The sequence below is a fragment of the uncultured Helicobacter sp. genome (assembly GCF_910577135.1).
In the GTDB taxonomy this organism is placed as follows: Bacteria; Campylobacterota; Campylobacteria; order Campylobacterales; family Helicobacteraceae; genus Helicobacter_C; species Helicobacter_C mastomyrinus.
On the sequence record NZ_CAJTLL010000003.1, the window covers coordinates 55,182 to 67,512 of the forward strand.

At 39.8% G+C, this 12,331-nt stretch carries 12 protein-coding genes; 9 read left to right on the plus strand and 3 right to left on the minus strand.

What is annotated here, in order from left to right:
* The first annotated feature begins 127 nt into the window (after nt 1-127).
* The 8 genes from aspA to QZ289_RS02220 all read left to right on the plus strand — a co-directional run bounded on the left by aspA (nt 128) and on the right by QZ289_RS02220 (nt 8,496).
* The gene (gene aspA, locus QZ289_RS02185; protein WP_295698722.1) at nt 128-1,567 is read left to right on the plus strand and encodes an aspartate ammonia-lyase; all 1,440 of its coding nucleotides are present in this window, start codon (nt 128-130) and stop codon (nt 1,565-1,567) included.
* Between the two features lie 89 nt (nt 1,568-1,656).
* Complete coding sequence (locus tag QZ289_RS02190; protein ID WP_295698723.1) at nt 1,657-3,387, plus strand: anaerobic C4-dicarboxylate transporter; 1,731 nt, start codon at nt 1,657-1,659, stop codon at nt 3,385-3,387.
* Nucleotides 3,388-3,512: 125 nt separating this feature from the next.
* Nucleotides 3,513-3,743 carry a 30S ribosomal protein S16 gene (gene rpsP, locus QZ289_RS02195; protein ID WP_295698724.1) on the plus strand — a complete coding sequence of 77 codons (231 nt, stop codon included), beginning with the start codon at nt 3,513-3,515 and terminating at the stop codon, nt 3,741-3,743.
* Nucleotides 3,744-3,765: 22 nt separating this feature from the next.
* Nucleotides 3,766-4,005: a KH domain-containing protein gene (locus QZ289_RS02200; RefSeq protein WP_295698726.1), complete on the plus strand. Its 240-nt coding sequence runs from the start codon at nt 3,766-3,768 to the stop codon at nt 4,003-4,005.
* A 7-nt stretch (nt 4,006-4,012) separates the two neighbouring features.
* Nucleotides 4,013-4,567 (plus strand): ribosome maturation factor RimM, encoded by a 555-nt coding sequence (gene rimM / locus QZ289_RS02205; RefSeq protein ID WP_295698729.1) that lies wholly within the window; start codon nt 4,013-4,015, stop codon nt 4,565-4,567.
* A gap of 4 nt (nt 4,568-4,571) precedes the next feature.
* Complete coding sequence (gene trmD, locus QZ289_RS02210; protein WP_295698732.1) at nt 4,572-5,273, plus strand: tRNA (guanosine(37)-N1)-methyltransferase TrmD; 702 nt, start codon at nt 4,572-4,574, stop codon at nt 5,271-5,273.
* Nucleotides 5,274-5,275: 2 nt separating this feature from the next.
* Nucleotides 5,276-5,632: a 50S ribosomal protein L19 gene (rplS, locus tag QZ289_RS02215; RefSeq protein ID WP_295698734.1), complete on the plus strand. Its 357-nt coding sequence runs from the start codon at nt 5,276-5,278 to the stop codon at nt 5,630-5,632.
* Nucleotides 5,633-6,273: 641 nt separating this feature from the next.
* Nucleotides 6,274-8,496: a cation-translocating P-type ATPase gene (locus QZ289_RS02220; RefSeq protein ID WP_295698737.1), complete on the plus strand. Its 2,223-nt coding sequence runs from the start codon at nt 6,274-6,276 to the stop codon at nt 8,494-8,496.
* A gap of 39 nt (nt 8,497-8,535) precedes the next feature.
* Here QZ289_RS02220 and QZ289_RS02225 read toward each other — a convergent pair whose 3' ends face one another.
* Genes QZ289_RS02225 through aroQ form a run of 3 tightly spaced genes read right to left on the minus strand, consistent with a single transcriptional unit; the run spans nt 8,536 to nt 12,089 of the window.
* Nucleotides 8,536-10,542, minus strand: a complete 2,007-nt coding sequence (locus QZ289_RS02225; RefSeq protein WP_295698738.1) for a 6-hydroxymethylpterin diphosphokinase MptE-like protein — start codon at nt 10,540-10,542, stop codon at nt 8,536-8,538.
* Nucleotides 10,543-10,557: 15 nt separating this feature from the next.
* The gene (locus QZ289_RS02230) at nt 10,558-11,613 is read right to left on the minus strand and encodes a M24 family metallopeptidase (RefSeq protein ID WP_295698740.1); all 1,056 of its coding nucleotides are present in this window, start codon (nt 11,611-11,613) and stop codon (nt 10,558-10,560) included.
* The gene (gene aroQ, locus QZ289_RS02235) at nt 11,610-12,089 is read right to left on the minus strand and encodes a type II 3-dehydroquinate dehydratase (protein WP_295698742.1); all 480 of its coding nucleotides are present in this window, start codon (nt 12,087-12,089) and stop codon (nt 11,610-11,612) included. The genes QZ289_RS02230 and aroQ overlap by 4 nt, the downstream gene beginning before the upstream one ends.
* Nucleotides 12,090-12,155: 66 nt before the next feature.
* Between aroQ and QZ289_RS02240 the strand changes: the two genes are divergently transcribed.
* Nucleotides 12,156-12,317 carry a hypothetical protein gene (locus tag QZ289_RS02240; RefSeq protein ID WP_295698744.1) on the plus strand — a complete coding sequence of 54 codons (162 nt, stop codon included), beginning with the start codon at nt 12,156-12,158 and terminating at the stop codon, nt 12,315-12,317.
* Nucleotides 12,318-12,331 lie beyond the last annotated feature (14 nt).

Consider the following 12,331-nt stretch of genomic DNA (forward strand, 5'->3'; position numbering starts at 1 on the left):
ATTTAGGTGTTACTAAAATGTTTAAAATCTAAAAACTCATCTTTTAAATCCTGTCATTATTAAATTTATATAATTTTGATTTAGGTATAGTTTTAAAACAAAAAATCAAAATTATAAGGAGACTATTATGGGAAATCGAGTAGAACACGACTTTATCGGTGAGCTTGAAATCACAGATGATGTATATTATGGGGTGCAAACATTTCGCGCATTACAAAATTTTAATATCACGGGCGATAAGCTAAGTAGCTATTCTAGTTTCATTAAGGCATTTGCACAAGTCAAAAAAGCAGCGGCTCTAGCAAATAATGAGCTTAATCTGCTTGATGATGCAAAAAAGGACGCGATTTGCAAAGCGTGTGATAGGTTAATTGCTGGGGAGCTAAGAGATCAATTTGTCGTAGATATGATTCAAGGAGGGGCAGGAACAAGCACTAATATGAATACAAATGAAGTGGTAGCTAATCTCGCTTTAGAAATTATGGGGCATAAAAAAGGCGAGTATCAATACTGCCATCCAAATGACCACGTAAATCTTTCACAATCAACTAATGATTCCTATCCTACAGCTATCCATGTAGCCCTTTATGATGAGCTTTCTGCATTAGCAAAGGATATGGAAGTCTTAAAATCTTCATTTGAAAAAAAATCAAAAGAGTTCAAAGATGTGCTAAAAATGGGGCGCACTCAGCTCCAAGATGCCGTGCCTATGACATTAGGACAAGAGTTTCACACATTTGCAGTAATGATGGGGGAAGACATTGCTAGAGTGCTTGAAGCAAGAAATCTTATCACTGAAATTAATATGGGCGGCACAGCCATTGGCACGGGCATTAACTCTCACCCTGATTATCCAAAAATCGTGCAAAAAAAGCTTTGTGAGGTTACAGGACACCCATTCCAAACCGCAGATGACTTGATTGAAGCGACACAAGATACTGGCGCGTATGTGCAAGTGAGCGGCGTGCTTAAACGTGTAGCCGTTAAACTCTCTAAAGTATGTAATGACTTGCGACTCTTAAGCTCTGGACCTCGAGCGGGATTAAATGAAATCAACCTCCCTAAAATGCAGCCCGGAAGCTCCATTATGCCCGGCAAAGTGAATCCTGTAATCCCTGAAGTAGTAAATCAAGTCTGCTATGCCGTGATTGGCAATGATGTGACCGTGAGCTTTGCGAGTGAAGGTGGGCAGCTCCAACTCAATGTGTTTGAGCCTGTAATTGCCTATGGTTTGTTTAATTCTATCTCTATGATGAGAAATGCTATGCTCACACTTGCGAGTAGATGTATTGATGGGATCACCGCAAATGAAAAGGTATGCAGTGATTTTGTGTATAACAGCATTGGTATTGTTACCGCGCTTAATCCTTATATTGGTTATGAAAATTCCGCTTCTATCGCTAAAGAATCTCTGCAAACAGGCAAACCTGTTAAAGAAATCGCCCTTGAGCGCAAATTGCTCACAAAAGAGCAACTTGATGAAATTTTCCAACCCAAAAATATGCTTAATCCACATATGAGTGCAGAAGATAAGGCGAAGTTTCAAAAACACTCACCTTTTGCATAGATCCTTTTTACAAACCTTAAAGATTTTAAGCATCAATTATTAAGAATCTTTAAGACATACCTTATTTTAATTTATATTAGGGGATATTTATGGAACATATACTTCTTATCTTGCAAATAGCAGTGCTGCTTGGGGCAATCTTTATTGGTATTCGGCTTGGAGGTATGGCAATAGGCTATGCTGGGGGCTTTGGCGTAGTGGTGCTATGCCTTATACTTGGTATGAAGCCCGGGGATATTCCTTGGGATGTTATTTTAATTATTATGTCTGTGATTGCAGCTATTGCTGCTATGCAATTAGCCGGTGGTTTGGATTATATGGTGCAAATAGCAGAAAAAATCTTGCGCAAGAATCCTAAATATATCAACTACCTCGCACCCACGGTTACTTACTTCCTCACATTTCTAGCTGGGACAGGACATACTGCCTTTTCAATGATACCTGTAATTGTAGAAGTAGCAAAGGAGCAAAATATCAAACCCTCTGCCCCGCTTTCTATCGCTGTGATATCAAGCCAAATCGCCATTACCGCTTCTCCTGTAAGCGCGGCAGTAGTGTATATGACAGGTGTGCTAGAGCCACTTGGCTGGAACTACCCTACCCTACTTCTTGTGTGGCTTATCACTACATTCAGTGCGTGTATGCTCACTGCATTTGTGATGAGCAAGTTTTTTCCGCTTGATTTGAGCAAAGACCTCATCTATCAAGAACGCCTTCAAGCCGGACTTGTCAAAGCTCCTATGGGTGCACAGCATATTGAGCTTAAAAAGGGGGCAAAGCTAAGCGTAGCAATTTTCCTTATCGGTGTGCTTTGTGTGGTAATTTATGCTACTTCTATTTCTGATGTCGTGCGTAAGTCCATACTGAATGCAGTAAGCAAAAATATCCCTGCGTATTATTTTGATGATAGAGTAGATTCTATTGTAAAAGAAGCAAAGGAAAATTTGAACAAAGAGGAATTTAATGCAGTTGCACCGAGTTTAGAATCTTTGAAAAAAGCTTATATGGATTCTAAAAGTGTGATTAAAGCGAGTGTGGCAAAGGGTGAGGCAAATCTAGCGGCGACTTTCCCATTTAAAGAAGCAAAGAGTGCGCTTTATACGATTGCAAATGATGCAAATCAAAAAGCCCTTGAGAGTTTAGAATCTAGCCTTGCAGACTTAAAGCAAAATGTGGATTCTATCCTTGCTGACTGGGCGCAAAAAGACGGCATAGTAGCAAATCTTAGTGCAATGGTAAAAAGCTACATTGACCCTGTGCGATTGCCTCGCGATGGTGCAATAATGAGCTTTATGCTGCTGATTGCGACATTAATTACGATGTTCTGCAAAATTGAGAGTAGCAAACTCTTTGAACAAAGCACTTTTAAAGCAGGAATGACGGCTTGCATATGTGTGCTGGGTGTAGCGTGGCTTGGCAATACCTTTGTAGGCGGCTACAAAGAACAAATTGGAGATTTAGCTGGAGCTCTAGTAGAGGATTATCCTGCACTTTTAGCCATAGCATTATTTTTTGCAAGTATGCTGCTTTACTCACAAGCGGCAACAGCTAAGGCGATTATGCCTGTGGTAATTGGCGCACTTGGAATCACTGCGGCTAATACAGATTCTGCATATATTATCGTAGCGAGTTTTGCAGCTGTCTCCGCCCTCTTTGTTTTGCCCACTTATCCTACCCTACTTGGTGCAGTGCAAATGGACGATACAGGCTCTACACGTATTGGCAAATATGTGTTTAATCATAGCTTTATTTTGCCCGGAATACTTGCTATTAGCTTCTCTGTGGCTCTAGGCTTTATAATCGCTCCATTTTTTGCTTAAAAGATTTAAGTTATTTTGAATCAGCCAAGGACAATATGCATTACTTGGGAATCAAAATTAAATTATGCTTTAAGCAAAACACACTATAATGCGCTACTTAAAAAGTCAAAACTTAAGGAGATGAGATGGCAACAGTAATTAGACTTACTAAAATGGGACGCAAGAAAAAACCTTTTTATCGCATTGTTGTAACAGATTCTCGCAAAAAGCGCGATGGCGGCTGGATAGAATCTTTAGGATATTACAATCCTTTGGTAGAGCCAGCACTTGTAAAGTATGATACTACACGTTTGGAGTATTGGAAAAGCGTAGGTGCAAAGATGAGCGAAAGGGTGGCAAAACTCACTGCAAAATAACTAAAACAATAAAGAAGTAATTATGGTTGAAGATTTTATTAGAGAATATGCAAAAAAAATTGCTAATAAACCTGAGGCAATAGATATACAAATACAAGATGCAGAAGATAATACTCGTGAGATTCTTATCCTTGCTGATTCACAAGATGTGGGACGACTCATAGGGCGAGATGGCAAGATGGTAGGTTCACTCAAAACTTTTATCTCTAGCACAAAAGCCAAAAATGGTAGAAGTTATAGAATCGCCGTGCAAGCCCATTAGAATCTAAATGCCCAAAGAGCCAAAAAAGCAATCCTCTCTTCTTTTAGTCGCTAAAATCGGGCGGGTCGTTGGCATTAAAGGAGATTTAAAACTCTTCATTATAAGCGATTTCCCTGCTATTTTTACTCCTAAAGCCACATTTCATACTGCTACATTTGAGACACTTTGCATCCATTCATACAATGCTACACAAAATCTTGTACGTTTTGAGGGCTATACCTCACGTGAGAGTGCAAGTAAGCTTGTGAACTGTGAGCTATACTCTACCCTTGAGGAGAGCAGGGTGATGTGTAGATTGCAAGAGAGGGAATATCTATGGCAGGAGATGATAGGCGTGAGCGTCTGTGATACGCTAGGAGAGAGTAATATGAAACTCGGAGTGATCACAGATATTGAACGTATCGGCACATTGGATTATCTCATCATAGCCACAGATTCTATGCTTGTAAGTAAGGGATTAAGCAAACAATTTCTTATCCCTAATATCGCACAATTTGTGCTATCTCTCTCTCCTCAAGGTGTGATAACGCGCAATGCCCTAGCACTCCTTGAAGAAAGCTAAGATAATGAAATTTTCTTTTTTGAGTCTTTTCCCTGCACTGATAGAATCTTACTTTAGTGATTCCATACTCAAACGAGCCATACAAAATGGTTACATTGAAATAGAATGTATCAATATCCGTGATTACGCCCTTGATAAATATAAAAAAGTCGATGAACCTCCTATAAGCGGGGGTGCGGGGCAGGTGATGAGAGCTGATGTTTTAAGTAAAGCATTAGCACCACTCAAACAATCACATATCATTTTTTTAAGTCCTTGTGGGAAGCCTTTTAATCACAATGACGCCGCACGTTTAAGCCATAAAGAGCACATAAGTCTTGTATGTGGGCGATATGAGGGCTTTGATGAACGTGTGATTGAGGAATATGCTAATGAAGTTTTTAGCATAGGGGATTTTATCCTCACGGGCGGGGAATTACCCGCGCTTATGCTATGTGATAGCATTTCAAGATTTATTGATGGGGTGCTGGGGAATGCTCAATCTCTACAGGGTGAGAGCTTCGGGGAAAATCTGCTTGAAGCACCTAATTTTGCAAAGATTCATAACACATCATTTTCCGCCGTGCCTTCAGTGTATTTAAAGGGAAATCATAGTAAAATCAGCGGCTTAAAAAAACGCTTGGCGATATGTAAGACAAAGTATTTTAGACCAGATTTGTATCAAACATATCAAACATCTCTAAAGCGTGGGAATAGAAAGGAATAGTTATGAGAAATCGTTATATACAAAGCTTTAATGATATGCAAATTGGCGATAAGCAAGTGCCACAATTTAAGGCAGGGGACACTCTAAAACTAGGGATTAAGATTCAAGAAGGCGATAAAAGCAGGGTGCAATATTTTGAGGGTGTATGTATCGCTATTCGTGGCAATGGCGTGGATAGAACTTTCACAACAAGAAAAATCGGTGCAAATAACATCGGTGTGGAAAAGACATTTCCCCTTTATAGCGCAAGTTTAGAAAGCATAGAGGTATTACGTATAGGACGTGTGAGACGAGCTAAACTCTACTACCTGCGCACAAGAAAAGGCAAGGCTGCTCGTATTAAAGAATTACGCAAGTAGCTCCCTATTATTCACCCTTGCACTACACACCACATAGTTTTACCCCATAGAAAATGAGCAAAGTATCTGCAAAGCAGATAGATACAGAGCATATTTTCCTGCTTTGTGTCATTTAAATCTTTCTTTTATAAATTACAAGCACAAAAATATATGATGTAGGAGATTCTGCAAAAAAGTAAAAAGCTATCCACTTTTCTCTCAAAATAGAGGATAGTTCATTGCTTATTTTCCTCATACATTCCCTTTGGCAAAGGATAGCTTTAATCTTCACTTTTCTTTATAGTGCAGAGGAATTAAGCAGTGGGGTATATTCTTAGGCAAAAGAGGAAAGAATAATCGCATTTTTCTCTATTGACTAGATTGTTTGTTTGCTCTCCTCTCAATGGTAAATAAAACCTTTGCTAGAGAAAGGGATATTCTATTTTTGTAGGGATTTTATCTTATTGCAGCCAACATCAAACATTAAAATAAAAATATTTTTAATCTTTCATTCGACAAATATCTATACGTTTTATCAAGATTCTATGAGTAAAAACGATGTACTAGATAACAAATTCATAAGATAATATACATATACCCCCCTATATGTATATTTACAAATATATGCCGTAATCGTTATAATTTCAATGAAAGGATTGCTAATGAAAGAGGCTTCATTTTATATCGAACAAATGACTTGTCAGGCGTGTTCAAGTGGGATTGAACGCGCATTGAAACGTAAAAGCTTTTGCCACAGCATAGATGTGCATCTTATCAGTAAAAAGGCGCATATCTGCTATGATGAAAGCCAAACAAGCCTTGAGGAGATTTTCGCCATTATACGCAAGATGGGCTATGAACCGCATTTAGGCGATACAGATTCTCCACACACCCCAAATCCTACGCACAATATTTTTATCAAACTCAATGATTTTATAGAATTTTTAGACGCGCGATTCTTAAACACACGCAGGAGGCTTACTCTAAGCATTTATTCTACATTCATAGTGCTTTTGCTCTCTTGGGGAGAGATGTTGCATTTATGGCATATCCCTTTTAGTGTGAGCTACCCTACTATGCTGTTTTTCACGCTTGTGGTTATGCACATTGGCAGAGGGTTTTACTTGCGCGGGTTTAAAGCCCTTTTTATACGTAATCCTAATATGGATTCACTCATTGCCATTGGGACAAGCAGTGCGTTTATATATAGTCTGCAAGGGCTATTTGGGATAGAAACTCATACATATTTTGATAGCGTATGCGTGATTATCACCCTTGTGCTGGTGGGAAAAAACATTGAGAATAACTCCAAAAAAGATGCGCTTGATAGTGCTTCTTTACTACTAAAACTCAATCAAAAGAACTTGCAAAAAGTGTGCTTAAATGAATCTCACTCACTTTCAAATGCACCCTGTGAGAGCATCCTTACTCAAGATGTGAAGGCAGGGGATATACTAAAGATTCTGCCCGGAGAGATGATTATGGTGGATTGCGTGGTAATAGAGGGGGAGAGTAGCCTCGATACTGCCGCGATTAATGGCGAGTCTCTCCCTATTTTAGCGCGTCCTAACGATGTGCTCTTTTCAGGAAGCATTAACCTTGATGGTGTGCTGTATGTCCGTGCAGAGAAAAATGCCAAGCAATCCGCTCTGGCACAGATTCTCCATCTCGTGGAAAAAGCCCAAGAGAGCAAAGCCCCTATCGCTTCACTTGCAGATAAGGTAGCGGGGGTATTTGTGCCGCTTGTGATATGTCTAGCTTTAGCTGCGGGGGCGTTTTGGTGGGGTATGCGGGATTTTGAATTTGCCTTGAATATCTTTATCGCTACGCTTGTGATTTCCTGCCCTTGTGCGTTGGGACTTGCCACGCCAATGGCGATTCTCCACGCACAAAGTGTTTCAAACAAAATGGGCGTGTTTTTTAAGGATGCTAAGAGTTTGCAAACTTTGAGTGAAATTACACATATTGCTTTTGATAAAACCGGCACACTCACGCAAGGCTTAAGCATAGAGCAGATTCGTATATATGATACATCAAAGAGTGAGCAGGAGATTTTTAATCTAGCTTATACTCTAGAATCTACGAGCACACATATCATCGCACAAGCCTTTCAAACGCACCCTTTAAGCCAAAACGCAACCCTCTATCCCATAAGTGAGGTGCAAAGTATCCTAGGGCAAGGCATTAAAGCCACTATCAACAACACTTCCTATATGCTTGGTACTCTTGGGATAATCGCGCCGCACTTACATAGTCAGCTTCACACACGGGCAGACAAAATTACTTTCTACCTTGCTACAAATGATTGTCTCCTTGCGGAATTTTCTTTACAGGATTATGTGAAGCCCGATGCAGCATTGACAATAGCGCATTTTAGGGCTAAGGGTATAGAATCTACCCTCATTAGCGGGGATAATGCCGCCAATACACAAAGAATCGCTCAAGCGCTTAGAATTACTAACATATTTGCTAAGGCAATGCCGCAGGATAAAATGCGTATTCTTAAAGAAAAAGCAAAGCAGCATAAGGTGCTTATGGTGGGCGATGGTATTAATGACGCTCCAGCCCTTGCCCTTGCGCACACATCAGCAGCCTTTAGCTCCCCACACGATATAGCTATGCAAAGCGCGGATATAGTAATCTATAATCATAAAGTGATGAGCGTCTATAACGCATACGCGTTGGCAAGGGCGAGTATTGCGAATATAAAGAGCAATCTTGTTTTTGCCTTTTGCTATAATGTCGCTTTTATCCCTTTAGCAATGGGCACGCTAGGTGGATTTGGGATATTTCTGCACCCGATGTTTTGCGCATTGGCAATGAGCCTCTCTAGCATTAGTGTGGTGTTCAATGCAGCGCGATTAAGGCGATTTAAGATTCTATAATGCTGGGTGCTTACAGAATCTTACATACGTTTGGATAAATTACCTAGCCCCGATACGTAGCATTTTGTAGCTCATTACCATTTTATTAAGTGCAGATTCTGCTAATTCCACACATCGCGCATAAAAAAGCGCAATATCATCATTAGGAATATGAAGCGCACATACCATCATCGTATGCAGTATGTGGGAGATACTCCCCTCAAAGAGTATGCCTACAAATGGCAGCCGTGCGGATTGCTTAAGGCAGAGAGCGTGAATGCTATCAATACGCGTAAATAGCTCACGTTTGTTTGACACGATTCCATTTCTTCCCTCCACACCCTGACGTAAAGCCCCCAATATCGCCTCCTTATAGGCATTGACTTCATCTTCATAAAATCCCTTATGCTTAAACACAGCATTCCTATCCGCACACATATAGCCTTTAAGCTCGGCTATATATTTATGCTTATCAATATCACGGAGCGTGAAGTCATCTATACTTACCGCATGTGTGCAGCGGATATATGCTCCACTACCAAGATTCATTACAAGTTTAGGCTTAAAAACATTTATCGCCTTAGTCATCATCGCACTTGATAGACTAAATAGCGCATCTGCATATACTTCATACTCTCCATTGCCCTGTACTTTATAGGCGTTTTTGGGTATTGTGCTTTCTTCTTCCCTATAGTATGAGCCTTGCGCGTGTTTTGCTTTGCCCTTAATATAGCCGCAATCAAGTCCGCAAATAATCACCTCATCGCTCAATAAACACGCTAGAGCAAATCCCGCGTTCCCCACATAAGGCGCGGCAAACTCAATCACACTTTTTGCAGCATTAAAATACGCACTTGCACTTCCCCCACGCATAAACATATAAGCCTCTTTAGCAAGACTTATCGCGCTAGGCTGCACCATATTGCCGCATAAAAGCGTGGTATCGCTTAATGGCGCAGATTCTAAAACATCTTTGAGATAGGCTATGCGTTCAATTTCTATTTGAAAATCAGGGTTAATTCCCGCATTTTTAAGCGGTTTTAAAGCCGTACCACAGCTAAAAATAATCATATTGTGCGCATTTTGCTTAATAAAGGGTAGCAAATGGTCTAAACTCGAGCCATTACCCACCACACAAATAGGGGCATTCACGCGATTGGGAAGATTCAAAATAGGATAGGAAAGCCTCTCTTGCTTCCCAAGATTCATAAAGGTATTTTTCACCCCTATCATCTCATCATCAAAGCTCCCCCAACCACGTGCATTGACCGCATAGCTTTGCGCTACCTGCTCTTGTGCGTTTTGTAGCTTAGGGCTATCATACAAGCATAGCTCCAAGCGCAAGAAGTTATTTGTAATACGCTTATGCGTAAAATAATGCTGCACAAATTCCTTGTTTAACAAATCTTTCACAAAAAGATAGCAGGAGTGTTCATTCACCCGCTCAAATAAAAGCGGATAATCCACAAAATAGAGTGAGATTCTAAACAAATCCATATCTTCTTCAAAAAGTAAAAGTGAATGAAAAAAATAGCCCTTTTCAAGCAAAAATTGTAAAAACATACCCCCAAGAAGCCCAAAAATCGTCATATTAGGCAAAAAATATGTAGGCAGATGAAAGCGATTAGCCCCGCCAAAGTCATTTAGCATCATATCAATCATAGGATTACAAGCACTTGCAGTAAGCGGGAGGCTCTCCTCATCAAGCTTATGAAGAGCTAGATTATTTGTGTAAATTGTGTAGGCGGGATTATTGAGCGGATTTTCCGCTAGGGCAAGATTTTGCTCTAACATAGTGTGCTTAAGTGCTCCATCTGTTGCTCTTGTGGGATATACAAAGCTCTTAGAAAGCACATCAATGATATTGATATTGTGATTATGTAAATAGAGATTGTATTGCTTAATGGGGGCTTTCAAGGCATTAAAAAGCTTTGTGTTAAGCAAGGAGAAAAAATCCATATTAAGCGCGTATCGCTTAGCTGTATAAGACTCTAAAAGTCCTAATTCGCCACTCTGGCAAATCTGCAATAAACCCATAGAATGCCTAGAATCTTGTAGCTCACTCATAACATATCCATAGCATTACAACACCTCTGGGCGACCATTTTTCATAACGACTAAATCCTCGATTCTCACGCCAAATTCATTAGGCAGATAAATGCCCGGCTCAATAGAAAAAATCATATCATCTTCGATAATATCATCACTCAAACGCGATATGCGCGGGAGTTCGTGTATATCAAGCCCTACGCCGTGTCCTGTGCTGTGGATAAAATATGCCCCATAGCCACTTTTTTCAATCACATCTCGTGCAATGCTATCAATCTCCTTGCCACTCATACCGCTCCTCACCTTAGCGATAGTCTCTTCTTGTGCCTTTAGCACAATATCATAGATTTTTTGCATAAATTTATCTTTAAAATACTGTTTTTTACTGAAATGCACCTCGTCTCTTATCGCCGCTGTGCGCGTCATATCCGAACAATATCGCTTATATTTAATCCCCGCATCAAAAAGCAATATATCATTTTTAGTCAAAAAACACTTAGGGCTAGGCAGAGCGTGGGGCTTTGCGCCATTGGCATTAATACCTACAATTGGTTCAAAGCTTAAATCATACTCCCCAAAACAACTTAAAAACTGCATAGCTTGGTAATGAAGCTGCTTTTCACTAGGAGATTTTTTAAACATCTTGCCTATATATTTTGCAAAATGCTTGAAAGCTTTTTTGTTGAGCTTTTGACTTTTAGCGACAAGGGCAATTTCTTTGGGCGTTTTTTTGATACGCAAAAGCTGATGGAAGTTATCTCTAGGCTCTAGGGCGCAATCAATCTTATCAAGGGCTAGTTTAAGACGATCATAAAAGGCTAGATTTAGTTCTCGGGGGTTAAAAATAATATTTTTTACTCGCAACTTTTGCAATATCGCCTGTGTGCTTTGAATAAAATCTGTAGATTCTATTACTTCACTTGCATAGGAATGCTGCTTTGCCTCAAGGGTATAGCGGGAATCTGTAATAAAATAGCACTCTTCTCCCACCCGCAAGATTAACGCATTATCGCAGCTAAAGCCACATTCATAATATTGTGCGTTTTCATCAAATATGAGGTAGGTATGTGGGGGAGTTACTTTTTTCATGTTTTTTTGCTTTGTGCCTGCTGTGCCTTGAGGGCTTGCACTTCATTAACAATTTGCAAGATTCCAATCAATGCCAAATGATAGCCAAATGCACCAAAGCCCGTAATTACTCCTGCACTCGCTGCACCTGTATAGCTTTTTGCACGAAATTCCTCACGTGCGTGGATATTGCTAATATGCACTTCAATCACAGGCACACCGCAGCTTGCAATTGCATCAGCAATCGCAATAGAAGTATGCGTAAATGCTGCGGGATTAATAATTACTCCTGCGTATTCTCCACCGATACACTCTTGCAATTTATCGATAATCTCGCCTTCAAAATTGCTTTGAAAAAACTCTAATTCTGTGCCATTTTGCTTTGCCTGATTGGATAGGTTTTTATGAATCTGCTCTAATGTAAAATGCCCATAGATATGTGGCTCACGATGTCCTAGAATATTAAGATTTGGTCCTTGAATCACTAAAATTTTCATATTACCCCTTTGTGATTGTGATGTAAGGCATTATAGCAAAATAAAGGCAAGATAGTTAATTTCATTATGTCTTTGCTAAATCATAAATCTAAGGTGGTGCAAAATGATTATTGGACTTTTAAGGGCATATTGATGTTAGCTTCACATAAAGATTCTATCGCACAATCACCACATTTCTATTGTGGTAAGGCACACAATCACCCTATGAGCCTATCTAGTATTCCATAGAACAAGGTATTATA

Coding starts and splice junctions, on each gene's coding strand:
- aspA (WP_295698722.1), top strand. CDS start 128: ATGGGAAATCGAGTAGAACACGACTTTATCGGTGAGCTTGAAATCACA.
- QZ289_RS02190 (WP_295698723.1), top strand. CDS start 1,657: ATGGAACATATACTTCTTATCTTGCAAATAGCAGTGCTGCTTGGGGCA.
- rpsP (WP_295698724.1), top strand. CDS start 3,513: ATGGCAACAGTAATTAGACTTACTAAAATGGGACGCAAGAAAAAACCT.
- QZ289_RS02200 (WP_295698726.1), top strand. CDS start 3,766: ATGGTTGAAGATTTTATTAGAGAATATGCAAAAAAAATTGCTAATAAA.
- rimM (WP_295698729.1), top strand. CDS start 4,013: ATGCCCAAAGAGCCAAAAAAGCAATCCTCTCTTCTTTTAGTCGCTAAA.
- trmD (WP_295698732.1), top strand. CDS start 4,572: ATGAAATTTTCTTTTTTGAGTCTTTTCCCTGCACTGATAGAATCTTAC.
- rplS (WP_295698734.1), top strand. CDS start 5,276: ATGAGAAATCGTTATATACAAAGCTTTAATGATATGCAAATTGGCGAT.
- QZ289_RS02220 (WP_295698737.1), top strand. CDS start 6,274: ATGAAAGAGGCTTCATTTTATATCGAACAAATGACTTGTCAGGCGTGT.
- QZ289_RS02225 (WP_295698738.1), bottom strand. CDS start 10,542: ATGAGTGAGCTACAAGATTCTAGGCATTCTATGGGTTTATTGCAGATT.
- QZ289_RS02230 (WP_295698740.1), bottom strand. CDS start 11,613: ATGAAAAAAGTAACTCCCCCACATACCTACCTCATATTTGATGAAAAC.
- aroQ (WP_295698742.1), bottom strand. CDS start 12,089: ATGAAAATTTTAGTGATTCAAGGACCAAATCTTAATATTCTAGGACAT.
- QZ289_RS02240 (WP_295698744.1), top strand. CDS start 12,156: ATGTCTTTGCTAAATCATAAATCTAAGGTGGTGCAAAATGATTATTGG.